The sequence below is a fragment of the Aeromicrobium sp. JJY06 genome (assembly GCF_044069275.1).
GTDB classification, from domain to species: Bacteria; Actinomycetota; Actinomycetes; order Propionibacteriales; family Nocardioidaceae; genus Aeromicrobium; species Aeromicrobium tamlense.
In genome coordinates this window covers 763540-785681 of sequence record NZ_JBIMRD010000002.1, presented here as the reverse complement: position 1 = coordinate 785681, position 22142 = coordinate 763540, and the positions used below count along the sequence as shown (strand labels likewise).

Genomic DNA, 22142 nt, shown 5'->3' with positions numbered 1-22142 from the left:
ATGGGCGCGCAGGTCGACTGGAGCCGCTTCAGCGCCGACCCGCGCCGTCCCGAGGTCGCGGGCGTGCGCGCGTCCGACGCCGACCGCGAGACCGCGATCGAGTGCCTGCGCGAGGCGTACGCCGACGGCCGGCTCGACCGCATCGAGTTCGACCGGCGCTCCGCCGACGCGCTCGCTGCGACGCTGCTCGGCGAGTTCGCGCCGCTGCTGCAGGACCTCGAGCCGCAGCTGCCGCAGGAGTCGTCGGTCCACGAGCAGGCGGTGCGGCGCTACCGCCGCGAGGCGCGCGACGCTCGCAACGGATTCGTGGGCATCAGCGTCCTGACCACGGGCATCTGGGGCGCCACGAACTTCGGTGACATCCTCGCGGGGCAGGCCGGCTTCTTCTGGCCGGTCTTCCCGATCCTGGGAGTCGGCGCCGGCTGGCTGATGCAGGTCCTCAAGCGCAAGGACCGCATCGAGCACCACGAGCGCCGCATCGTGCGGCACCGCCGCGAGACGACGGAGGACTGAGGCTCAGCAGCCGTCGCGCATGAGGTCGGGACGCGTGCCCGTGGTGACCTCGAGCATCAGGACCTTGCTGGTCGGGCCGACCGCCTCGGTGTCCTCGGCGAACAGGAAGCCCAGCCACGCGTCGCCCTCGGTGACGAACACCCCGGTCTGGCCGTAGCCGGCCTCGGTCATCTCGGCGGTCTCGTAGACGCCGGTGACGTCCTTGAGCGTGCTGCCGACACCGAGGCCGTCGGCGGTGCGCGGCTGCTCGCCCCGCACGCCCAGCGACACGACGGTGCCGTCCTCCTTCGTCAGCACGTCGAGCGAGGAGGCGTACGCGGACTTCCAGCCCAGCGGCTCGGTGCGGCCGCACTCCTCGCCGGGCACCTCGACGTCGGCGTCGAACAGGCCGGTGGCGAGCGCCTCGTCCTTCGACATCCCGGTGGTGACGGGGCCGACGGCGCCGGGCACGACGGTGAGCTCCTCGATCGCCGGCAGCGGCGCGGGCGCCTCGGTGGTGGGCGACTCGGTGGTCGCGCTGGGCGAGGCCGAGGTCGTCGACCCGGTGGGATCGGGCGTCTCCTCGGGCGAGTCGGAGCACGCGGCGAGGGTCAGGGCAGCGACCGCGGCGACCACCCACAGGCGGCTCGTCGCGACGGCGGACCCACGGACTACGCTCATGGCCGTGAGCCTAGCCGTCCGTGTGATCCCCTGTTTGGACGTGGACGGCGGTCGCGTCGTCAAGGGCGTCAACTTCGTCGACCTGCGCGACGCGGGCGACCCGGTCGAGATGGCGCGCGTGTACGACGCCGAGGGCGCCGACGAGCTGACGTTCCTCGACATCACCGCCTCCAGCGGCGACCGCTCCACCACCTACGACATCGTCGGCCAGACCGCCGAGCAGGTCTTCATCCCGCTCACCGTCGGCGGGGGAGTGCGCACCGTCGACGACGTCGACCGGCTGCTGCGCGCGGGCGCCGACAAGGTCGGCATCAACACCGCCGCGATCGCCCGACCCGACGTGATCGGCGAGATCGCGCACCGCTTCGGGAATCAGGTGCTCGTGCTGAGCGTTGACGCTCGACGTGCAGATGATCAGCCCAGCGGGTTCGAGGTGACCACCCACGGCGGCCGGCGCTCCGCCGGCATCGACGCGATCGAGTGGGTGCGCCGCGGCTCCGAGCTCGGCGCGGGCGAGATCCTGCTCAACTCGATGGACGCCGACGGCACGCAGGCCGGGTTCGACCTCGAGATGATCCGTGCCGCCCGCGGCGTCACGGACGTCCCCCTCATCGCCAGCGGCGGCGCCGGTCGCCTCGAGCACTTCGCGCCCGCGGTCGACGCGGGCGCCGACGCCGTGCTCGCCGCCAGTGTCTTCCACTTCGGCACGCTGACGATCCCCGCGGTGAAGGAGACGCTGCGAGCCGCCGGACACGTGGTCCGGTGAGCGCCCCGGCTCTCGACACCCTCAGCGGCGGCGGCACCGACCGGCTGACCCGGCGCGGCTTCCGCGTCATGGGGCGCGGCATCGCGCGCCAGAAGGTCATGTTCACGTGGGCCGCGCTGGCCTCGCTGCTGTTCGGCGTCATGACCGTCGCCGACGCGTGGGTGCTGGGCTGGGCCACCGACCACGTCATCACACCATCGGTCGAGGCCGGCGCGATCGACTGGTCCACGCTGTGGACCGGCGTCGGGCTGTTCATCCTCGCGGCGCTGCTGCGCACCGTGGGCGTCGTCGGCCGTCGCCTGCTCGGCGGCGTCGTCTTCTACCGGCTCGTGCGCGACGACCGCCTGCGCGTCACCCGCCGCTACCTCCAGCTGCCGCTGCGCTGGCACCACCGCCACCCGGCCGGCCAGCTGCTCAGCAACGCCAACGCCGACGTCGAGGCCACGTGGTCGGTGTTCATGCCGCTGCCGATGGCCCTCGGCACGATCGCGATGCTCGTCGCGGCCATCGTCACGATGGTGCTGGCCGACCCGGTCCTCACGATCGTCGGCCTCGTCGTGATCCCGCTGCTGTTCGCCGCGAACGCGGTCTACCAGCGCTGGCAGGGGCCGCGGATCGCGCTGGCCCAGAGCCTGCGCGGCGACGTCTCCACCGTCGCCCACGAGTCCTTCGACGGCGCCCTCGTGGTGAAGTCGCTCGGTCGCGAGGGCGACGAGACCGCCCGCTTCCGCGCCGCCAGCGAGCGGCTGCGCGACGCCGCGATCGGCATCGGCCGCGTGCGCGCGATCTTCGACCCCGTGATCGAGGCGCTGCCCAACCTCGCCGTGCTCGCGGTCCTGGCGATCGGCGCCTGGCGGGTCGGCTCCGACGCCGCCGACGCGGGCGACGTCGTGCAGGTCGCCTACCTGTTCACCGTGATCGGCATGCAGATCCGCTCGTTCGGCTGGGTGCTCGGCGAGCTGCCCCGCGCCGTCGTCGGCTGGGACCGCGTCTCGCGCGTCATCGACGAGGACGACGCGATGGACTACGGCACCCAGGACGTCCCGGGCGCCGGTCCGGTCGACCTCACCGTCGACGGCCTCGACTACAGCCACCCCGACGAGCCCGACACGGCGGTCCTGCGCGACATCGCGTTCGAGGTCCCCGCGGGGAAGGTCACCGCGGTCGTCGGCGCCACCGGCAGCGGCAAGAGCACCCTGACCTCGCTCGTCACCCGCCTCGTCGACCCCGACCGGGGCGCCGTGCGCGTGGGCGGCACCGATGCCCGCGACCTCTCGCAGCTGGCGCTCACGCGCGCCGTGGCCCTCGTGCCCCAGTCCACGTTCCTGTTCGACGACACCGTGCGCGCCAACGTCGCGCTCGACCTCGACGTCCCCGACGAGCGGGTCTGGGAGGTGCTGCGCATCGTGCAGGCCGACCGCTTCGTCAGCGCCCTGCCCGACGGCCTCGACACCCAGCTGGGGGAGCGCGGCACGTCGCTCTCGGGCGGCCAGCGCCAGCGCCTGGCACTGGCCCGCGCGCTCGTGCGCGACCCGCGCGTGCTCGTGATGGACGACGCCACCAGCGCGCTCGACCCCGAGGTCGAGCAGCGCATCCTGCGCGCCCTGGCCGCCCGGGCCGGCTCGCCCACCACGGTGGTCGTCGCCTACCGCAAGGCCACGATCGCCCTCGCCGACGAGGTCGTCTTCCTCGCCGACGGACGCGTGGCCGACCGCGGCACCGACGCCGAGCTGCGCGCGCGGTCCGCGGCCTACCGCAACCTCGTCGACGCGTACGACCAGGCCCGGGAGGAGGTCGACCATGAGTGACCCGAAGCAGCGCGAGGGCGGCATCTCCGTCCTGGTGCGCGGCATGCGCCGCAACCCCGAGATCACCGAGGGCATCTGGGTGACCCTGCTGCTGGCGCTGATCAGCACCGCCGGCGGCTCGCTCGTGCCGATCGTGGTGCGCGCCGCGCTCGACGACGGCTTCGCGGCCGGAGACGTCGACACCGGCCTCGTCACCCGCTACGTCGCGATCGCCGCGGTCCTCATGGTGGGCATCGCGATCGCCGGCTACTGGTCCAAGGTGCGGATCTTCACGGCGAGCGAGCGGGGGCTGGCCAACCTGCGCGTCGCGGCCTTCCGCCACGTGCACGACCTGTCGATGCTCACTCAGAACACGCAGCGCCGCGGCTCGCTCGTCTCGCGGGTCACGTCCGACGTCGACCAGATCAGCCAGTTCCTGCAGTTCACCGGGATCATGATGATCATCAGCGTCGGGCAGATGATCGTCGCCACGATCGTCATGGCGTTCCTGTCCTGGCAGCTCACGCTCGTCGTCCTCATCAGCTTCGTGCCGCTCGCGCTGAGCCTGCGGTGGCTGGCCGGCGCGATGTCGCGCGCCTACGACCGCGTGCGGGCCAGCGTGGGCGAGATGCTCGCCGTCATCGCCGAGCCGGTCGTCGGCGCCTCCGTCGTGCGCTCGTACGGCATCGAGGACCGCACGCAGCAGCGCGTCGACGTCGCCGTCCGCGCCAACTACCGCAACAACATCCGCGCCCAGACGATCACCGCGGGCGCGTTCTCGGCCGCGATCCTGGTCGGCGGCATCGCGAACGCCGCGGTGCTGGCGATCGGCGTGTGGCTGGGCGTCCTGGGCGACCTGTCCGTCGGCACGATCGTCGCGTTCGTGTTCCTCGTCGGCCTGTTCACCGGCCCGGCGCAGATGGCCACGCAGGTGATCTCCGAGGCGCAGAACGCGATCTCGTCGTGGCGCCGCGTGCTCGACCTGCTCGACACCCCGGCCGACGTCGTCGATCCCGGCGCCGAGGCCGAGCCGCTGCCCGCCGGCGACCTCGAGGCCCGCTTCGAGAAGGTCTCGTTCGCCTACCCCGAGGGACCCACGGTCCTGGCGGGCGTCGATGTGACCATCGAGGCGCGCCAGCGCGTCGCGGTCGTCGGCGAGACCGGCTCGGGCAAGACCACGTTCGCGAAGCTGCTCACCCGACTGATGGATCCCGTCGAGGGACGGGTCGTGCTGGGCGGGGTCGACATCTCGCGCGTGGCCTTCGAGGACCTGCGTCGTCACGTGCTGATGGTGCCGCAGGAGGGCTTCCTGTTCGACGCCACGCTCGGCGAGAACCTGCGCTACGGGGCCCGCGACGCCACCGACGCCGACCTCGTCTCCGCCGTCGAGCGGCTGGGCCTGGCCGACTGGTTCGCGGCGCTGCCGCGCGGCCTGGAGACCCGCGTCGGCCAGCGCGGCGAGTCGCTCTCGGCGGGAGAGCGCCAGCTCGTCGCGCTCGTGCGGTCGGCGCTGGCCGATCCGGCGCTGCTCGTCCTCGACGAGGCGACGAGCGCGGTCGACCCGCAGACCGAGCTGCGCGCCACACGCGCCCTCGACCGCCTGCTCGAGGGCCGCACCAGCGTCACGATCGCGCACCGGCTCTCCACCGCCGAGAACGCCGACCGGGTCCTCGTCTTCGACCAGGGGCGGCTCGTCGAGGACGGCCACCACCGCGACCTCGTCTCCGCCGGCGGCGTCTACGCCCGCCTGCACGCCTCGTGGGTCGCGCAGGCCACCCTCGCCTGATGCCGGCCGCCGGGCGCGGCCTGAGAGAATGAGGGACGTGAGCTCTCTCGATGCGACGATCGCCGGCCGGCTGAAGCGCGACGACTCGGGCCTGGTCCCGGCGGTGGTGCAGGACGCGACGTCCCGCGCCGTCCTCATGGTCGGCTGGATGGACGACGAGGCGCTGCACCGCACGCTGACCACCGGCCGCTCCACGTTCTGGAGCCGCAGCCGCGGCGAGTACTGGGTCAAGGGCGAGACGTCGGGCCACACCCAGCACGTGCGCGAGGTCCGCCTCGACTGCGACGGCGACACGCTGCTCGTCGTCGTCGACCAGGTCGGTCCGGCGTGCCACACCGGCGCCACGACGTGCTTCGACGCGGACCTGCTGACGTGAGGCGCAACCTCCTCGGCCCGTCCGTCCTCCTGCTGCTGGCGCTGGGCGGCGGCACGCTGCTCGCCGTCCGCGCGGCGTGGGCCACGGCCACCGCGCAGGCCGCGGGACTGCCCGAGGTCGAGCTGAGCGTCTCGGGCGCCGACGCGGTGCCCGGCGCCGTCGGCCTCGCCGTGCTCGTGATGGCGGCCGGCCTCGGCGTGCTCGCGTCCGGCCCGCGGCTGCGCCGCGCGATCGGCACGCTCGTCGCGCTGGCCGGTGTCGTCGGCGTCGTGTTGACGGCCCGGGCCGGCGACGCGATCGCCACCGCCCAGCGCCGCGCGATCGACGAGGCGGCCGCCTCGGGCATCGACGTGCAGTGGAGCACCACCGCCGCGCAGCCCCTCGCGGTCGCCGGGTTCGCGCTCGTGGTCGTGGTCGGCGCCGCGGTCGCGTGGCTGGGTCCGCGGTGGGCCACGATGGGCCGCAAGTACGACGCCCCGGCCGCGCGCGAGCCCGACGCGAGCGACCTCTGGAAGGCGATGGACGACGGCGTCGATCCCACCGCCTGACGACCGAGTAGGCTGTCGTCCGAACCACCCCGAGCACCTCTAGGAGCACACCCCATGTCGCACGGATCGTCGCCGGCCGCCTGGACCGCCGTCCTCGTCAGCCTCGCCGGCTTCCTCGTCGGCGGGATCGGCCTGATCCCCGAGCCGAACTGGGTCATCTTCACGATCGGCGTCGTGCTCGCGGTGGGCGCCCTGCCGCTCGGCAAGGTCATGTCGCTCGCCGGCTACGGCACCAGCCGGGTGAAGGAGCACTGACCAGCCCGGTCATCCCGACGACCGCCTCGCGCGGTCACCTGCTGCGCGGCCCGCTGATCGCGGGTGCCGCCGGCGCCGCCGCGCTCGCGCTGCTGCACGTGCGCGACCCCCACGTCCAGGGCTCCTACGGGTTCTGTCCGTTCCTGGTGCTCACCGGGGAGCCGTGTCCCGGCTGCGGGGGCCTGCGCGCGGTCAACCTGCTGACCCGCGGCGACCTCGTCGCCGCCGTGTCGAGCAACCTGTTCGCCGTCAGCCTGGTGGCGATCGCCGTGGTGGCGTGGGCGGTGTGGCTCGCGCGCCGCGCGCGGGGGATCCCGGCGCGCTATCTCACCTGGTCGGCCCGCACCGTCACCGTGCTGGGAGTCGCCGCTGCCGTCTTCGGTCTCGCCCGCCTCACCCCGTGGGGCGCCTGGCTCGCTCCCTGACGTGCGCCAGATGTGTAGCGCTGGCCACCGAAAGTCCCTCGGATCCACCGAATTCCGGGGGATACTGCTACAGATCTCGCGTCCCGGAGGGGCGTGACGATCCGCGAGTCCGAAGGAGTGCCGTGACCGACAGGGGGACGCCCGCCGCCGCGGGGGCCGAGGTCGCCGGGTCGGGTCGCGGTCGCGTGCCGCGGGTGCACCGCGCGTGGCTGGTCGCCGGGGTCACGTTCCTCGTCCTGCTCGCCTCGGCCGCGTTCCGGTCGAGCCTGGGCGTCCTGCTGGTCCCGATCGAGGAGGACCTCGGCTGGAGCCGCACCGACACCTCGATCGCGGTCTCGATCAACCTCATCGTCTACGGCGTCGCCGCCCCGTTCGCGGCGGCGCTGCTCGAGCGCATCGGCGTCCGCCGCACCGCCGTCGTGGCGCTCCTGCTCATCTGCCTCGGCTGCCTGGCGTCCACCGTCATGACTGCTCCGTGGCAGCTGTCCGTCCTGTGGGGCGGCGTGATCGGCGTCGCCACCGGCTCGGTCGCCCTCGTCTTCGGCGCCATCGTCGTCAACCGCTGGTTCGTCGCGCGCCGTGGGCTCGTGCTGGGCATCTTGGGCGCCGCGTGGGCCACCGGTCAGTTGATCTTCCTGCCGCTGCTCGCCGCGACGGTCGACGCCTTCGGCTGGCGCGCCGCCGCCTACGTCATCGCCGGCTGCTGCGCCGTGCTGCTGCCGGTGGTCACCCTCGTGCTGCGCGACCGTCCGTCCGACGTCGGGCTGGAGCCCTACGGCGGCGTCGACGACGAGGTGGTCGTGGTCGCGCCGCCCACCGCGACGGCCGCCGTCGTCCATGCCGTCACCGTGCTGCGCGAGGTCGTCGCCACCCGCGCGTTCCTGTTGCTGGCCGGCACGTTCTTCGTCTGCGGCTGGACCACCAACGGCATCATCAGCAGCCACTTCGTGCCGGCCGCGCACGACCACGGGATGGCCGCGACCACGGCGGCAGGCCTGCTCGCGGTCGTGGGCGTCTTCGACATCGTCGGCACGATCGGCTCCGGCTGGCTCACCGACCGCTACGACCCGCGCGTCCTGCTGGCGGCCTACTACGGGCTGCGGGGCCTGGCACTGCTCGCCGTGCCGGCGCTGCTGGGACCGTCGGTGGAGCCGCCGCTGCTCGTCGTGATCGCGCTCTTCGGACTCGACTGGGTCGCCACGGTGCCGCCGACCGTGGTGCTGTGCCGCTCGGCCTTCGGCGCCGAGCGCGGCGGCATCGTCTTCGGCTGGGTGTTCGCCGCCCACATGATCGGCGCGGGCGTCGCCGCGGCGGCCAGCGGCGCGATGCGCGCGGCGTCGGGCGACTACACGTCCGCGTGGATCCTGGCCGGCGCGCTCGCGGTGGCGGCGGCGGTGGGGGCGCTGCTGCTGCCCCGCCGGGTCAGCTGAGTGTGGCCAGGTCGATGAAAGCGCTGCCCATCGAGGCGAGGGTGCCCAGCACGCCCAGCACGATGGCGGCGACACCCACCCAGAAGGCGGCCGTGACCATCGACGTGTCGGCGTAGGGCCCGCCCCACTGCTGCAGCCGGCTGCGCTCGGCGCGAGCCAGCACGACGGCCACGATGCCGCCGGCGACGCCGAGGAGCCCGCAGCAGCAGCCGGCCGGGATGCTCACGATGGCGATGACCAGCGCCCACACGCCCTGGTTGCCGCTGTCGCCGGGGACCGGCTGTCCGTAGACGTAGCCGTACGGGGGCTGGCCGCCCGGCGGCGGGGGATGGCTCGACACCGGTCGAGCATAGGACGGCGCGACCCGGCTGCTCGCCGGGCCGCGCCGTGGGGGTCGATCAGGCGGCGACGGGCTGGTCCTGGAACTTCTTGTAGGCGTAGGCCGAGGCGATCGCCACGACGGGATAGGCGAGGAACAGCAGCAGGCCGCACGGGCAGGCGCCGATGAGGATGACCACGAAGGACAGGAGCGCCAAGAGGATCGAATTCCCGAGGTTGGCCCGGACGAGATCGATGCTCGCCTTGAGCGAGTCGACGGGGGAGAGCCCACGATCCACCAGGAACGTCATCGCGAAGTAGGTCAGGAAGGTCAGCACGAAGCCGACCAGCGACAGGATCGCGCCGAGGAACCCCGGAAGGAGGCTGCCGAGGTTGCCGATCAGCGCCAGGATCACCGACAGGACGATGACCGGCGCGAGATCGATCCGGCCCAGCGCGTTGCCGAGGTCGAATGCCCTTCCCTCGGTGGCGTCGAGCGCACCGCGGACGGCGACCGCATTGAGGATGGACAGGGCCACCGTCAGCGCGAATCCCATGAGGAAGAAGACGAGGAGACCGCCGAAGGAGGATTCGTCACCCGCCAGCGCGACGCCCACGGAGGAGAAGAAGATCGCGATGAAGAAGATGGCCATGAGGGCCAGGGCGATCAGGCCCAGGACCAGCCAGGGCCCGAGGTTCGCGGTGAGCTTGCGCCAGCCGTAGCCGATCGCGTCCGGGGCGCTGAACGGCTCGACGAACCCGGAGCCGGCACCGGGCGGCGGCGGGTAGCCGCCGTAGCCACCACCGCCGGGCGGCGGCGGGTAGGCGCTGCCGCCGTAGCCGGGCGCGTCGCCGGGCGGGGGCGGGTAGGCCGGCCCGTCGGACGGCGGCGGCTGCGGGGGCGGCGGGGGCACGGGACCGTCCGGGCGCTCGGGGTCGGGGCCGAGGGGCGGTTCGTTCGTCGACATGCGCCGAGCATAGGGAGGATCGAGGAGGCCGTATACCGCCTCCGCCCCGTGTTGTCGTCCCGAAACGGAGGGCGCGTGCCACTTCCGGGCGTCCCGGGGCTACGCTGGAGGTCAGTTCGGAGCCGAGTCCCGACAGGGGAAGGGAGAGTGCGATGACCGTGCTCGACGACATCCTCGCGGGGGTGGCCGAGGACCGGGCCGAGCGCCAGGCCCGGGTGAGCCTGGACGATCTCAAGCGCCAGGCCGACAAGCAGCCGCCCGCGCTCGACCCGATGCCCGCCTTCCGGTCCGACGGCGTCTCGGTGATCGCCGAGGTGAAGCGGTCCAGCCCCAGCAAGGGCGCGCTCGCCGACATCAAGGACCCTGCCGCCCTGGCCGGCGACTACGCCGCCGGTGGCGCCTCGGCCATCAGCGTCCTGACCGAGCAGCGCCGCTTCGGCGGCTCGCTCGACGACCTGCGCGCCGTCCGCGCCGACGTCCACGTGCCGGTGCTGCGCAAGGACTTCATCACCACCTCGTACGAGCTGTGGGAGGCCCGGGCCGCGGGGGCCGACATGGCGCTGCTCATCGTCGCCGCGCTCGACCAGAACGCGCTCGAGTCGCTCATCGATCGCGCGCGCTCGATCGGCCTGACGCCGCTCGTGGAGGTCCACGACGAGGAGGAGGTGCGCCGCGCCGTCGCGGCCGACGCCGACCTCATCGGTGTGAACGCCCGCAACCTCAAGACGCTCGAGGTCGACCGCCAGACGTTCGAGCGCCTCGCGCCGCAGATCCCCGACTCGATCGTCAAGGTCGCCGAGTCCGGCGTCCGTGGACCCCACGACGTCATCGAGTACGCGCGCTTCGGCGCCAACGTCGTGCTCGTGGGCGAGACGCTCGTCAAGGGCGACGACCCGCGCGCCACCGTCGCCGACCTGGTCGCCGCCGGGCTTCACCCGGCCCTGCAGCATCGATGGCAGCCCAGCTGACTCCTCCAGCTCCCTGCCGACCCCTCACCCAGGACGACCATGACTGACATCTCCGGCCGATCGCCGTCGCGATCGGCGCTCCCTGACGGGCCCGGGCACTTCGGCCGCTTCGGCGGCCGCTTCATGCCCGAGGCCCTCATCGCCCCGCTCGACGAGATCACCCGCGAGTGGGAGGCCGCGCAGGCCGATCCCGCGTTCCGGAACGAGCTCGACCGGATGCTGCGCGAGTACGCCAACGTGCCGAGCCCGCTGTACGAGGCGCACCGCTTCAGCCGCGCCGTCGGCGCGCGGATCCTGCTCAAGCGCGAGGACCTCAACCACACCGGCGCGCACAAGATCCGCAACGTCATCGGCCAGGCGCTGCTGGCCAAGCGCATCGGCAAGCCGCGCTGCATCGCCGAGACGGGCGCGGGCCAGCACGGCGTCGCCTCGGCCACCGCGTGCGCCTACCTCGATCTCGAGTGCACCGTCTACATGGGCCAGGTCGACACCGAGCGCCAGGCGCTCAACGTCGCGCGCATGCAGATGCTGGGCGCCGAGGTCATCCCGGTCACCACCGGAAGCGCCACGCTCAAGGACGCGATCAACGAGGCGCTGCGCGACTGGGTCACCACGGTCGACACCACGCACTACCTGTTCGGCACCGCGGCCGGCCCGCACCCGTTCCCCACGATGGTGCGCGAGCTCACCCGCGGCATCGGCGACGAGGCCCGGGCCCAGGTGCTCGAGCTCGACGGCCGGCTGCCCGACGCCGCGGTCGCGTGCGTCGGCGGCGGCTCCAACGCGATCGGCCTGTTCACCGCCTTCGTGCCCGACGAGGGCGTGCGCCTCGTGGGCGTCGAGGCCGGGGGCGACGGCTTCGAGACCGGCCGCCATGCCGCCACGATCACGGCGGGCGAGGTCGGCGTGCTGCACGGCGCGCGCTCCTTCCTGCTGCAGGACGAGGACGGCCAGACCATCGAGTCGCACTCGATCAGCGCCGGCCTGGACTACCCGGGCGTCGGCCCCGAGCACGCCTACCTCGCCGACACCGGTCGTGCCGAGTACCGCCCGGCCACCGACGCGCAGGCCATGGCCGCGTTCGACCTGCTGTGCAAGACCGAGGGCATCATCCCGGCGATCGAGTCGGCCCACGCGCTGGCCGGCGCGATGACCCTGGCCGAGGAGCTGGGCCCCGACGCCACGATCCTGGTCAACCTCTCGGGGCGCGGCGACAAGGACGTGCACACGGCGGCGACGTACTTCGGCCTGCTGGACGAGAACGACCGGGCGGAGACCGACCGATGAGCGTCACGAGCCCGATCGACGAGCTGTTCGAGCGCACGCGCGCCGAGAACCGCGCCGCGCTGGTGGGCTACCTGCCGGCCGGGTTCCCCACGGTCGACGGCTCGATCCGCGCGATCGAGGCGATGGTCGAGGCCGGCGTCGACCTGGTCGAGGTCGGCCTGCCCTACAGCGACCCCGTGATGGACGGTCCCACGATCCAGGCCGCCGCCGAGGCCGCGCTGGTGAACGGCACCCGCGTCGACGACGTGTTCCGCGTCGTGGAGGCGGCCTCCGCCGCCGGGGCCGTGACGGTCGTCATGACCTACTGGAACCCGGTCGAGCGCCGCGGCGTCGACCGGTTCGCGGCCGACCTGGCCGCCGCCGGGGGAGCGGGCCTCATCACGCCCGACCTGATCCCCGACGAGGCCACCGAGTGGGACCGCGCCTCGCGCGCCCACGGCCTCGACCGCATCTTCCTCGTCTCGCCGTCCTCGTCCGACGAGCGGCTCGCGATGACGGCCGACGCGGCCAGCGGCTTCATCTACGCCACGGCCGTCATGGGCGTGACGGGTCAGCGCGAGCAGACCAGCAGCCTCGCTCCCGAGCTCGTGGGACGGCTGCGCAAGGTCACCGACAAGCCCGTGGGCGTCGGCCTCGGCGTCAGCAACGGCGCCCAGGCCCACGAGATCGCCGCGTTCTCCGACGCGGTCATCGTGGGCTCGGCGCTCGTGCGCTGCCTGCTCGACCAGCCCGACGAGGCGTCCAGCCTCGCCGCCATCCGCGAGCTCGCGGCCGACCTGCGCGCCGGCGTCGAACGGGACTGACATGACGATCGCCACCTTCATCCCGTCGCCGGAGCAGGCCGTCTGGCACCTCGGGCCGCTGCCGCTGCGCGCCTACGCCCTGTGCATCATCGCGGGCGTCGTCGCCGCGATCTGGATCGGCGAGAAGCGCTTCGTGGCCGCGGGCGGCCGCCCGGGCGCGATCGGCGACATCGCGATCTGGGCCGTGCCCTTCGGCATCATCGGCGGGCGGATCTACCACGTCCTCACCGATCCCGAGCTCTACTTCGGCGACGGCCGCGACCCCATCGACGCGCTGAAGATCTGGGAGGGCGGCCTGGGCATCTGGGGCGCCATCGCGTTCGGCGGTGTCGGCGCGTGGATCGCCTGCAAGCGGTACGACATCGACTTCCTGAAGATGGCCGACGCGCTGGCGCCCGGCCTGCTCGTCGCGCAGGCGATCGGACGTCTGGGCAACTACTTCAACCAGGAGCTCTTCGGACGCCCCACCACGGTGCCGTGGGCCCTGGAGATCTCCGAGCGTCACCGGCCCGACGGCTACGAGCAGTTCGCCACCTTCCACCCGACGTTCCTCTACGAGGCGCTGTGGAACCTCGCGGCGGCCGCGCTGCTGGTGTGGCTGGGCAAGCGGTTCGCGCTGACCCACGGCAGGGTGTTCGCGCTCTACGTGATGCTCTACACGCTGGGTCGCGGCTGGATCGAGGCCCTGCGCATCGACACCGTGAACCACCTCGGCCCGTTCCGGCTGAACATCTGGACCTCGATCGTGGTCTTCTGCCTCGCCCTCGCGTACTTCGTGTGGGCGGGCCGCCACTACCGCGAGCGCGCTGAGCGTGACGTCTCCGGGGCTGACACGCCGTAATCGGCCCGCCAACGTCACTCCCAGCGCTGCGTCAGGCCTTCGGCTCGTCGTCGAGGCGCTCGGCGGCCTCCTTGAGCTTCGCCGCGGCGTCGTCGATCTTCTCGGTGAACTTGCCATCGGTGGCGCGGTCGGCGAGGTCGGCCACCTTGTCGATCGCGGCGTCGACCTCCTCGTCGCGCTGCGCGACCTCCTCCTTGACCCGGGCCACCATCTGCTCCGCGTCCTTGCCCTTGAACTTGTCCAGGAAGCCCACGGGGTTCCCCTCTCGTGTGTTGCGGTCCCGCCGGTCGGGTCCCGGTCGTCACGGTACTGCGGTCGGGCGCGGGCGGCCTGAAAGACTGGCCCCATGAGCGCGCCCCGTCCCGTCGTCGCCGTGGTGGGCCCGACGGCCTCGGGCAAGACGCGGCTCTCGGTCGACCTCGCGCGCGCCGTGCACGGCGAGGTCGTGAACACCGACTCCGTGCAGCTCTACCGCGGGATGGACGTGGGCAGCGCCAAGGCGACTCCGGACGAGCGCGGGGGAGTCCCGCACCACCTCCTCGACGTGCTCGACCCCGTCCAGGAGGCCAGCGTCGCCGCGTTCCAGCGCGAGGCGCGGGCCGCGATCGAGCAGATCCGCGCACGCGACGCCGTCCCGATCCTCGTCGGCGGGTCCTCGCTGTACGTGCGGGCCGTCCTGGACCCGCTGGACTTCCCCGGCACCGATCCCGCCGTGCGGCGCCGCTGGACCGAGCGCCTCGACGAGGTCGGCCCCGAAGCGCTGCACGAGGAGCTGGCGCGGCGCGACCCGGCCGCGGCCGAGGCGATCCTGCCCACGAACGGGCGCCGCATCGTGCGCGCCCTGGAGGTCGGCGAGCTCACCGGAGAGCCCTTCGCGGCGACGATGCCCGCGTACGCGTCGATCTACCCCGAGGTCGTGATGATCGGCCTCGACGTGCCGCGCGACGTGCTGGACGCGCGCATCGACGCCCGGGTCGAGCAGATGTGGGCCGATGGCCTCGTCGACGAGGTGCGAGGACTGCCCGGACTCGCCGGCTCGCCCACCGCGTCGCGGGCGCTGGGCTACCAGCAGGTGCTCGCGATGCTCGCGGGCGACCTCACTGAGGGGGAGGCGAAGGAGGAGACGAAGTCCGGCACCCGTCGCTTCGCCCGCCGCCAGGACCGGATGATGCGCAAGGACCCCCGGATCCACTGGCTGCCCTTCGACGATCCCGACCTGCTCGCGCGTGCTGTGGCACTCGCCGGAGCCCCGTAGGCTGAGGACATGGAATTCACGTGGTTCAAGGGACACGGCACCGAGAACGACTTCGTGCTGCTGCCCGACCACGACGGCACCCTGCACGGTGATCTCGACCCCGCCTTCGTGGCCGCCCTGTGCGACCGTCGCCGCGGCATCGGCGCCGACGGCGTCATGCGGGTCGTGCGGTGCACCGCGCTCGGTCACAACTCGCCCGCCGAGTGGTTCATGGACTACCGCAACGCTGACGGCTCGCTGAGCCAGATGTGCGGCAACGGCATCCGCGTCTTCGCCCGGCACCTGCTGGAGGAGGGCCTCGTCGAGGGTCCCGAGTTCCCCATCGACACCCGCGACGGACTGAAGTTCCTCACCGTCGTCGGCGACGAGATCGCCGTCGACATGGGCGCGTTCACCACGGGCACCCACTCGAAGGTCTCGGCCGGCGGCCAGTCCTGGGAGGCGCTCGAGGTCCACACCGGCAACCCCCACGCCGTCGCGTTCGTCGACCGCGTGACCGACGCCGGCCCCCTGCTCGAGCAGCCCGGCTACGCCGAGTCCGTCTACCCCGAGGGCGTCAACATCGAGTTCGTCGAGCGCCGCGGCACGCACCACGTCGCGATGCGCGTGCACGAGCGCGGCTCGGGCGAGACCCGCTCCTGCGGCACCGGTGCCTGCGCCGTGGCGATCGCCACCGCGAAGGCCGACGGCGCCCCCGACCCCACCACCTACCGCGTCGACGTCCCCGGAGGCACCTTGCACGTCACCGTCTCACCCGATCGCACGATCCTGAGGGGCCCGGCGCGCATCGTCGCCGCGGGCACCATGGAGTGGCGCGGATGACCGAGGAGACCCGTCCCGACGTCGAGCTCCAGCCCGGCGAGATGGACCTGCAGGACCGGTCCTCGCTGCGCCGCGTCGCCGGCCTGTCCACCGAGCTCGAGGACATCACCGAGGTCGAGTACCGCCAGCTGCGGCTGGAGCGGGTCGTCCTCGTCGGCGTGTGGACCGAGGGCTCGGTGGAGGACGCCGAGAACTCGCTCACCGAGCTGAAGGCGCTCGCCGAGACGGCAGGCTCCGACGTGCTCGACGCGCTCATCCAGCGTCGTCAGAAGCCCGACCCGGCGACCTTCATCGGCCGCGGCAAGGTCGACGAGCTGCGCGACGCCGTGCAGGCCACCGGTGCCGACACCGTGATCTGCGACGGCGAGCTCGCGCCCAGCCAGCTGCGCAACCTCGAGGACCGCGTCAAGGTCAAGGTCGTCGACCGCGTCGCGCTGATCCTCGACATCTTCGCCCAGCACGCGAAGAGCGCCGAGGGCAAGGCCCAGGTCGAGCTGGCCCAGCTGCAGTACCAGACCCAGCGCCTGCGCGGCTGGGGCGGCAACCTGTCGCGCCAGGCCGGCGGCCGGGCGGCCGGCGGCGAGGGCATCGGCGGCCGCGGCCCCGGTGAGACCAAGCTCGAGACCGACCGTCGTCGCATCCAGGCCAAGATGGCCAAGCTGCGCCGTGAGCTCAAGGAGCTGCGCGGCACGCGCGAGACGAAGAAGGCCGAGCGCCGCCGCAACAAGATCCCGTCCGTGGCGATCGCGGGCTATACGAACGCCGGCAAGTCGAGCCTGCTCAACCGGCTCACGGGTGCGGGCGTGCTCGTCGAGGACGCGCTGTTCGCCACCCTCGACCCCACCACGCGTCGCGCCGAGACCTCGGACGGCCGCGTCTACACGCTGTCCGACACGGTCGGCTTCGTCCGGCACCTGCCCCACCAGCTGGTCGAGGCGTTCCGGTCCACGCTGGAGGAGGTGGCCGACGCCGACCTCGTGCTGCACGTGGTCGACGGCTCGCACCCCGATCCCGAGAGCCAGATCGCGGCGGTCCGCGAGGTGTTCGCGCAGATCGAGGCCTTCAAGGTCCCCGAGATCATCGTCATCAACAAGGCCGACCAGGCCGACCCGCTCGTGCTGAAGGCGCTGCTGGCGCGTGAGCCGCACGCCGTCGTCGTGAGCGCCCGCACGGGCGAGGGCATCGTCGAGCTGCTGAGCGCCATCGAGGCCGACCTGCCGGTGCCCGAGGTGCTGGTCGACGCGGTCGTCCCGTACTCGCGCGGCGACCTGGTCAACCAGCTGCACCTGCACGCCGAGATCGAGACGCTCGAGCACGTCGCCGAGGGCACCCACGTGGTCGCGCGGGTGCATCCCGAGCTCGCCAACGAGCTCGCCCCGTTCGCGCAGCAGCCCTGAGCGGCCTCGGGGGCGGTGAGTCCTCAACCCTTCGCCGGCTGTCCCGGTGGGTGATCAACCATATGGCCGGGGATGAGGTCGAAGGGTCACCGGAGCCGTGCGGGAGGGGTCGAGGACTCACCGCTCACCCCAGCCGGCCCCGTGACGGGGCGGGCTGTGGATCGGTGGTCGCTGCCGGGGGAGAGCCGGGTAGCGTTCTCGCATGCCCTCCCGACCCGGTGTGACCGACGTCCTGGGTGCCGCCGTCGCGGCGGTCGGCGGTGCCGAGCGCCCCGGACAGGTCGCGATGGCCGAGGCCGTCGCCCAGGCCCTCGCCGACGAGCGCCACCTGCTCGTGCAGGCGGGCACCGGCACCGGCAAGTCGCTCGGCTACCTGGTCCCGGCGCTGCTCCACGACAAGCGCGTCGTCGTCGCCACCGCCACGCTCAACCTCCAGCACCAGCTCGTCGAGCGCGACATCCCCGCGCTCAAGGAGGCGGCCCGCGACACCATGTCCACGGTGCCGCACCATGCCGTGCTGAAGGGTCGCGCGAACTACGCGTGCCTGCACCGCGTGCGCCAAGGCGCCCCCGACGACCAGGGCGTCCTCGTCGAGGTGCCCGAGGGGTCGCTGGGGGCCGAGGTCGTCCAGCTGCGCGAGTGGGCCGAGGAGCAGGCCGAGGGCGGCCACACCGGCGATCGCGACGGCGCCCCGTCCCACGGCGAGCGGGCCTGGCGCCAGGTCAGCGTGTCGTCGCGCGAGTGCCTGGGCGCCTCTCGCTGCGAGTACGCGGCCGAGTGCTTCGCCGAGCGGGCGAAGGAGGACGCCGCCAACGCCCACGTCGTCGTCACGAACCACGCGATGCTCGCGATCGACGCGATCGAGGGCGTGCCGATGCTGCCCGAGTTCGACGCCGTGGTGGTCGACGAGGCCCACGAGCTGGCCGCGCGCGTCACCCAGGCCTCCACCGACGAGCTCGATCCCGGCCTCGTCGAGCGGGCCGCCCGCCGGGCCCGTCCGTACCTCGACGACGGCGGCACGGCCGACGACCTCGGCGACGCCGCCGACGCGCTGGCCGACGCCCTCACCCACGTCCAGCCCGGCCGCATCGACGCGATCGACCCGGCCCTGGCCGGTGCGCTCGCGCTCGTGCGCGACAGCGCCCGCGCCTGCTTCTCGAACTTCACGAAGGAGAAGGGCGAGGAGGCCGACCCCGGTCGCCAGCAGGCCCGCAGCACGATCGACGACGTCCGCCAGGTCGCCGAGCGGATGGCCGCCGGCCGCGAGACCGAGGTGCTGTGGCTGGGCGAGGTCCGCAGCGGTCTGCACCTGCGCATCGCGCCGATCGACGTGTCGGGCGCCCTGCGCGAGAAGCTCTTCGGTGAGAAGACCGTCGTGCTCACCAGCGCCACGCTCACGCTCGGCGGCTCCTTCGCCCCCGTCGCCGCCTCGCTCGGCCTCGACCTCAAGGGGTCGGACTGGACCGGGCTCGACGTCGGCTCGCCGTTCGACTATCAGCGCCAGGGCATCCTCTACGTCGCGAAGCACCTGCCGGCACCCGGCCGCGACGGGCTCGAGGCCGAGCAGCTCGGCGAGATCACGGCCCTCATCAAGGCGGCCGGAGGCCGCACCCTCGGGCTCTTCTCGTCGCGTCGCGCGGCCGAGCGCGCCGCCCAGTACGTGCGCGAGTCGCTGCCCGAGCTCGAGATCCTCTGCCAGGGCGACGCCCAGCTGCCCGAGCTCGCGCGTCGGTTCGCCGACGAGCCCAGCGCGTGCCTGTTCGGCACCCTCAGCCTGTGGCAGGGCGTCGACCTCCCGGGCGACACCTGCACCCTCGTGCTCATCGACCGGATCCCGTTCCCGCGACCCGACGACCCGCTCAGCAGTGCGCGCCAGCGGCTGGTCGAGCGTCGCGGGGGCAACGGCTTCATGCAGGTCGCCGCCCAGCACGCCGCACTGCTGCTGGCGCAGGGCGTGGGCCGCCTGATCCGGCGCTCCACCGACCGCGGCGTGGTCGCGATCCTCGACCCGCGCATCGCCACCGCACGCTACGGCGGGTTCCTCGCGTCGTCCCTGCCGCCGCTGTGGCGCACCACCGACCGTCAGGTCGTGACCGCCGCACTGCGACGCCTCGACGAGTCGGCGAAGGCGGGGGATCCGGCCGCGGTTTGATACCGTGGCCCGGACTCATCGCTCAACCAGCTCGGGGATCCCATGCCGTTCCGTCTTCCCTCGCTCGCCGCTGCATGCCTGGCGCTCGTCGGATCTCTCTTCGTCACCGTCGCACCCGCGGAGGCCGCGGGCACGCTGTCGACCAAGACGTCCCTCGTCGCCATGACCAACGCCGGCTACGGCTCGGTCTGGGCGCGCTGCACCAAGAAGAAGGCCTGCAAGGGCACGATCTGGGTCGAGGGCGCCTCCGCGCAGAAGCGCAGCTTCAAGGTCAAGGCGAGGTCGGCCGGCTACGTCACCTTCCGCAACACGAACTGGCGCGCCAAGCCCAAGGCCGTGGTGCGCATGAGCGGCGCGTCCCCGCGCCCCATCACCCAGCAGGCCAAGGTCACCTACGGCACGATCGCCGGCACCGTCGCCCGCACGGGCGGCGCGGCCGCCACCGGCGTCAAGGTCGAGCTGTGGCGCATCGGCTCGCGCAACCGCAACGTGCTGGTCTCCACCGCCTCCGACGTCGAGCGCAACGCCGGTCGGTTCGCGTTCCGCGTCCGCATGGGCGCGAACAACTCGCCGTCGGCCACGTACAAGCTGCACGTCATCGGCACCTCCGGTGGCGAGCGTCGCTCCTGGTGGTGGCGCGGCAACGGCAAGGGCGCCTTCGTCGGCGGTGCGCGCGACATGGGCGCCGGCACCAAGATCAAGGTGACCCGCGGCCTCAATTACCGCTACGTGGCCAACGCCCGCTACTCCTCGATCCGCGGCCAGGTCGTCAACGGCTCCAAGGCCGTCTCCGGCACCGAGGTCACGGTCGTCGGCCGCCCGCCGTACTGGTCGAGGTCCTCGCGCGTGCTGCGTGACCTCGACTTCATGTCCTGCGGCAACGTCTACGGCCGTACCCGCACGAACTCCAGCGGCCGCTACGAGGTCGGCTTCCTGCCCACCTCGGCGAACCGCATCTACGCGGTCAAGCCCGCGGGCAGCCTGTGGTTCGGCTCGAACGACCGTGCCTGGGGCACGTGCCACGCCGTCGTGAACAACCGCGGCGAGTCGCGCTCCACCGCGCGCATGCTGCACCTGCCGAACGCCGGCCTGACCGGCCGTGTGCAGAACATCGGCCGCGGCCGCACCACGGTCAGCGTCGTCGCCGGGGGCTACCAGGGCAAGGCCAGCTCGGCCAAGGTCGACCGCTACCTCACCGTCCGTGAGTACGCGAAGGGCCGCAAGATCCTGGCCTCCGACGTCGTGCGCGCCGGCACCGGCCGCAAGGTCAGCCTCGGCGAGGGCTGGTACTGGTTCGAGATGGGCCGCCGCACCGGCTGCCACGCCTGGTACAAGAGCCGCTACAAGAACAACGACGGCTACTTCAACGGCCTCGACCGTGGCTTCGAGAAGTGGAAGGCCAAGAACTACCGGATGTACCGCCAGCACTGCCGTGCCTGGACCTCGGGCACCTACAAGCTGGTCTACGTCAAGGGCTCGTCGATGCGGGTCGGCCTGAAGAACTACAAGGGCGGCTCGGTCAGCGGCCGCGTGACGGCGGCGAAGGTCAAGCCCCGCACCGAGCTGATGATCCGCCTGACGTCCACCGACGGCAAGAAGGTCTACCGCACCGCGATGACCGACGGCGCCGGCAAGTTCAAGGTCACCGGCCTGGCGTCGGGTCGCTACCGGATCGTTGTGAACGCCGACTCGTGGCGCGGCATCTCGCGCGGCTTCTCCGGGGCCAAGACCGTCAAGGTCACCCGGGGCAAGAACAAGTCGGTCGGCACCCTGCGCTTCCGGCAGTAGTCCGGCGTCCTAGGCTGCCACCATGGCGATCCTGGTCACCGGCGGAGCCGGCTACATCGGCGCGCACGTGGTGCGGGCGCTCGAGCGGGCGGGTCTGGAGTCGGTCGTCGTCGACGACCTCTCCAGCGGCCACCGCGAGTTCGTCCGGCCAGGCGTCCCGTTCATCGACCTCAACGTCCTGCACGCGAAGCAGCTGGTCGACCAGCTCGCCGATCACCCGATCGAGGCAGTCATCCACCTGGCCGCGTTCAAGTACGCGGGTGTGTCGGTGGAGCAGCCGGTGCACACGTGGCGCCAGAACGTCGGCGGCACGCTGAGTCTGCTCCGAGCCATGGAGCGTCTCGACATCGGTGCGATCGTGTTCTCCAGCAGCGCCGCGGTCTACGGCACGCCCGACGTCGAGGTGGTCACCGAGGACACCGCGACCCATCCGGAGTCGCCGTACGGCGAGTCCAAGCTCGTGGGGGAGTGGATGATCCGCGATCAGGGGGTCGCCACCGGACTGCGTCACACCTCGCTGCGGTACTTCAACGTGGTCGGCTCGGGTGAGCCCGACCTGTACGACTCGAGCCCGCACAACCTCTTCCCGCTGGTGATCAAGGCGCTCTCGCAGGGACACCGACCGAGAATCTTCGGCGAGGACTATCCGACGCCCGACGGCACGTGCGTGCGTGACTACGTGCACGTGGCCGACCTCGCCGAGGCGCACGTCACCGCGGTGCGCCGACTGCTGGACGGCCGGGACCTCGAGCCGGTCTACAACCTCGGCAACGGCGACGGCGTGTCCGTGCGCCAGATCATGCAGGCGGTCTCGACCGCCACGGGCGTGGACTTCGAGCCCGAGGTCATGGGACGACGCCCCGGCGACCCGGCCCGCATCGTGGCCTCGGGGGAGCGGGCGGCGCGCGACCTGGACTGGAAGCTCACGCACACCCTCGACGACATGGTCGCCAGTGCGTGGCAGGCCCGACCGGTCGAGCCTGCCGACGACTGATCG

General features: G+C 72.6%; 23 protein-coding genes. 19 read left to right on the top strand and 4 right to left on the bottom strand.

Annotated features, from left to right (window positions below):
- Entirely contained in the window at window positions 1–513 is a 513-nt protein-coding gene (locus tag ACGWYL_RS15350) for a DUF1707 domain-containing protein (RefSeq protein ID WP_179424131.1), read from the top strand.
- Window positions 514–516: 3 nt separating this feature from the next.
- On the opposite strand, the gene ACGWYL_RS15345 is transcribed toward ACGWYL_RS15350, so the two are convergent.
- On the bottom strand, window positions 517–1173 hold the full coding sequence (locus ACGWYL_RS15345; protein ID WP_395487617.1) for a hypothetical protein: 657 nt from the start codon (window positions 1171–1173) through the stop codon (window positions 517–519).
- Window positions 1174–1177: 4 nt separating this feature from the next.
- Between ACGWYL_RS15345 and hisF the strand changes: the two genes are divergently transcribed.
- The 8 genes from hisF (at window position 1178) to ACGWYL_RS15305 (ending at window position 8546) form a co-directional block, all read left to right on the top strand.
- Entirely contained in the window at window positions 1178–1939 is a 762-nt protein-coding gene (hisF, locus tag ACGWYL_RS15340; protein WP_269302582.1) for an imidazole glycerol phosphate synthase subunit HisF, read from the top strand.
- Window positions 1936–3747: an ABC transporter ATP-binding protein gene (locus ACGWYL_RS15335; protein ID WP_395487616.1), complete on the top strand. Its 1812-nt coding sequence runs from the start codon at window positions 1936–1938 to the stop codon at window positions 3745–3747. Before hisF ends, ACGWYL_RS15335 begins: the two co-directional genes overlap by 4 nt.
- Window positions 3740–5512 carry an ABC transporter ATP-binding protein gene (locus tag ACGWYL_RS15330; protein WP_395487615.1) on the top strand — a complete coding sequence of 591 codons (1773 nt, stop codon included), beginning with the start codon at window positions 3740–3742 and terminating at the stop codon, window positions 5510–5512. The genes ACGWYL_RS15335 and ACGWYL_RS15330 overlap by 8 nt, the downstream gene beginning before the upstream one ends.
- A gap of 28 nt (window positions 5513–5540) precedes the next feature.
- The gene (gene hisI, locus ACGWYL_RS15325) at window positions 5541–5888 is read left to right on the top strand and encodes a phosphoribosyl-AMP cyclohydrolase (RefSeq protein ID WP_395487614.1); all 348 of its coding nucleotides are present in this window, start codon (window positions 5541–5543) and stop codon (window positions 5886–5888) included.
- The gene (locus ACGWYL_RS15320) at window positions 5885–6436 is read left to right on the top strand and encodes a Trp biosynthesis-associated membrane protein (protein ID WP_395487613.1); all 552 of its coding nucleotides are present in this window, start codon (window positions 5885–5887) and stop codon (window positions 6434–6436) included. Before hisI ends, ACGWYL_RS15320 begins: the two co-directional genes overlap by 4 nt.
- Before the next feature lie 54 nt (window positions 6437–6490).
- Window positions 6491–6691 carry an HGxxPAAW family protein gene (locus ACGWYL_RS15315; RefSeq protein WP_179424137.1) on the top strand — a complete coding sequence of 67 codons (201 nt, stop codon included), beginning with the start codon at window positions 6491–6493 and terminating at the stop codon, window positions 6689–6691.
- A 98-nt stretch (window positions 6692–6789) separates the two neighbouring features.
- Window positions 6790–7116: a DUF2752 domain-containing protein gene (locus tag ACGWYL_RS15310; protein WP_395487612.1), complete on the top strand. Its 327-nt coding sequence runs from the start codon at window positions 6790–6792 to the stop codon at window positions 7114–7116.
- Between the two features lie 122 nt (window positions 7117–7238).
- Window positions 7239–8546: an MFS transporter gene (locus tag ACGWYL_RS15305; protein WP_395487611.1), complete on the top strand. Its 1308-nt coding sequence runs from the start codon at window positions 7239–7241 to the stop codon at window positions 8544–8546.
- Here ACGWYL_RS15305 and ACGWYL_RS15300 read toward each other — a convergent pair.
- Both ACGWYL_RS15300 and ACGWYL_RS15295 read right to left on the bottom strand, forming a co-directional pair.
- Window positions 8539–8886 carry a hypothetical protein gene (locus ACGWYL_RS15300; protein WP_395487610.1) on the bottom strand — a complete coding sequence of 116 codons (348 nt, stop codon included), beginning with the start codon at window positions 8884–8886 and terminating at the stop codon, window positions 8539–8541. The two genes, ACGWYL_RS15305 and ACGWYL_RS15300, sit on opposite strands and share 8 nt — an antisense overlap.
- A 58-nt stretch (window positions 8887–8944) precedes the next feature.
- Window positions 8945–9832: a hypothetical protein gene (locus ACGWYL_RS15295; RefSeq protein WP_395487609.1), complete on the bottom strand. Its 888-nt coding sequence runs from the start codon at window positions 9830–9832 to the stop codon at window positions 8945–8947.
- A 152-nt stretch (window positions 9833–9984) separates the two neighbouring features.
- Between ACGWYL_RS15295 and trpC the strand changes: the two genes are divergently transcribed.
- Genes trpC through lgt form a run of 4 tightly spaced genes read left to right on the top strand, consistent with a single transcriptional unit; the run spans window position 9985 to window position 13731 of the window.
- The gene (trpC, locus tag ACGWYL_RS15290; protein ID WP_179424140.1) at window positions 9985–10800 is read left to right on the top strand and encodes an indole-3-glycerol phosphate synthase TrpC; all 816 of its coding nucleotides are present in this window, start codon (window positions 9985–9987) and stop codon (window positions 10798–10800) included.
- 39 nt (window positions 10801–10839) lie between these two features.
- On the top strand, window positions 10840–12087 hold the full coding sequence (gene trpB / locus ACGWYL_RS15285) for a tryptophan synthase subunit beta (protein WP_395487608.1): 1248 nt from the start codon (window positions 10840–10842) through the stop codon (window positions 12085–12087).
- Window positions 12084–12890, top strand: coding sequence for a tryptophan synthase subunit alpha (gene trpA / locus ACGWYL_RS15280; RefSeq protein ID WP_395487607.1), 807 nt, complete (start codon window positions 12084–12086; stop codon window positions 12888–12890). The genes trpB and trpA overlap by 4 nt, the downstream gene beginning before the upstream one ends.
- 1 nt (window position 12891) lies before the next feature.
- Window positions 12892–13731, top strand: a complete 840-nt coding sequence (lgt, locus tag ACGWYL_RS15275; RefSeq protein WP_179424143.1) for a prolipoprotein diacylglyceryl transferase — start codon at window positions 12892–12894, stop codon at window positions 13729–13731.
- 31 nt (window positions 13732–13762) lie between these two features.
- Here the strand turns inward: lgt and ACGWYL_RS15270 are convergent, their stop codons facing one another.
- Window positions 13763–13984 carry an Rv0909 family putative TA system antitoxin gene (locus ACGWYL_RS15270; protein ID WP_179424144.1) on the bottom strand — a complete coding sequence of 74 codons (222 nt, stop codon included), beginning with the start codon at window positions 13982–13984 and terminating at the stop codon, window positions 13763–13765.
- Between the two features lie 93 nt (window positions 13985–14077).
- On the opposite strand from ACGWYL_RS15270, the gene miaA reads away from it, so the two are divergent.
- From miaA to galE, 6 genes are all read left to right on the top strand, one after another.
- Window positions 14078–14986, top strand: a complete 909-nt coding sequence (gene miaA, locus ACGWYL_RS15265) for a tRNA (adenosine(37)-N6)-dimethylallyltransferase MiaA (protein ID WP_395487606.1) — start codon at window positions 14078–14080, stop codon at window positions 14984–14986.
- 9 nt (window positions 14987–14995) lie between these two features.
- Window positions 14996–15808, top strand: a complete 813-nt coding sequence (dapF, locus tag ACGWYL_RS15260) for a diaminopimelate epimerase (protein ID WP_395487605.1) — start codon at window positions 14996–14998, stop codon at window positions 15806–15808.
- On the top strand, window positions 15805–17205 hold the full coding sequence (gene hflX, locus ACGWYL_RS15255; protein ID WP_395487604.1) for a GTPase HflX: 1401 nt from the start codon (window positions 15805–15807) through the stop codon (window positions 17203–17205). Before dapF ends, hflX begins: the two co-directional genes overlap by 4 nt.
- Window positions 17206–17407: 202 nt before the next feature.
- Complete coding sequence (locus ACGWYL_RS15250) at window positions 17408–19357, top strand: ATP-dependent DNA helicase (protein WP_395487603.1); 1950 nt, start codon at window positions 17408–17410, stop codon at window positions 19355–19357.
- A 42-nt stretch (window positions 19358–19399) separates the two neighbouring features.
- The gene (locus ACGWYL_RS15245) at window positions 19400–21145 is read left to right on the top strand and encodes a carboxypeptidase-like regulatory domain-containing protein (protein ID WP_179424149.1); all 1746 of its coding nucleotides are present in this window, start codon (window positions 19400–19402) and stop codon (window positions 21143–21145) included.
- Window positions 21146–21167: 22 nt separating this feature from the next.
- Window positions 21168–22139, top strand: a complete 972-nt coding sequence (gene galE / locus ACGWYL_RS15240; protein WP_269302557.1) for a UDP-glucose 4-epimerase GalE — start codon at window positions 21168–21170, stop codon at window positions 22137–22139.
- Window positions 22140–22142 lie beyond the last annotated feature (3 nt).

Excerpts from the sequence above, each read along its gene's own strand:
- ACGWYL_RS15350 (WP_179424131.1), top strand. The coding sequence starts at position 1 with ATGGGCGCGCAGGTCGACTGGAGCCGCTTCAGCGCCGACCCGCGCCGT.
- ACGWYL_RS15345 (WP_395487617.1), bottom strand. The coding sequence starts at position 1,173 with ATGAGCGTAGTCCGTGGGTCCGCCGTCGCGACGAGCCGCCTGTGGGTG.
- ACGWYL_RS15330 (WP_395487615.1), top strand. The coding sequence starts at position 3,740 with ATGAGTGACCCGAAGCAGCGCGAGGGCGGCATCTCCGTCCTGGTGCGC.
- hisI (WP_395487614.1), top strand. The coding sequence starts at position 5,541 with ATGAGGGACGTGAGCTCTCTCGATGCGACGATCGCCGGCCGGCTGAAG.
- ACGWYL_RS15315 (WP_179424137.1), top strand. The coding sequence starts at position 6,491 with ATGTCGCACGGATCGTCGCCGGCCGCCTGGACCGCCGTCCTCGTCAGC.
- ACGWYL_RS15295 (WP_395487609.1), bottom strand. The coding sequence starts at position 9,832 with ATGTCGACGAACGAACCGCCCCTCGGCCCCGACCCCGAGCGCCCGGAC.
- trpC (WP_179424140.1), top strand. The coding sequence starts at position 9,985 with ATGACCGTGCTCGACGACATCCTCGCGGGGGTGGCCGAGGACCGGGCC.
- trpB (WP_395487608.1), top strand. The coding sequence starts at position 10,840 with ATGACTGACATCTCCGGCCGATCGCCGTCGCGATCGGCGCTCCCTGAC.
- trpA (WP_395487607.1), top strand. The coding sequence starts at position 12,084 with ATGAGCGTCACGAGCCCGATCGACGAGCTGTTCGAGCGCACGCGCGCC.
- lgt (WP_179424143.1), top strand. The coding sequence starts at position 12,892 with ATGACGATCGCCACCTTCATCCCGTCGCCGGAGCAGGCCGTCTGGCAC.
- miaA (WP_395487606.1), top strand. The coding sequence starts at position 14,078 with ATGAGCGCGCCCCGTCCCGTCGTCGCCGTGGTGGGCCCGACGGCCTCG.
- dapF (WP_395487605.1), top strand. The coding sequence starts at position 14,996 with ATGGAATTCACGTGGTTCAAGGGACACGGCACCGAGAACGACTTCGTG.
- hflX (WP_395487604.1), top strand. The coding sequence starts at position 15,805 with ATGACCGAGGAGACCCGTCCCGACGTCGAGCTCCAGCCCGGCGAGATG.
- ACGWYL_RS15250 (WP_395487603.1), top strand. The coding sequence starts at position 17,408 with ATGCCCTCCCGACCCGGTGTGACCGACGTCCTGGGTGCCGCCGTCGCG.
- ACGWYL_RS15245 (WP_179424149.1), top strand. The coding sequence starts at position 19,400 with ATGCCGTTCCGTCTTCCCTCGCTCGCCGCTGCATGCCTGGCGCTCGTC.
- galE (WP_269302557.1), top strand. The coding sequence starts at position 21,168 with ATGGCGATCCTGGTCACCGGCGGAGCCGGCTACATCGGCGCGCACGTG.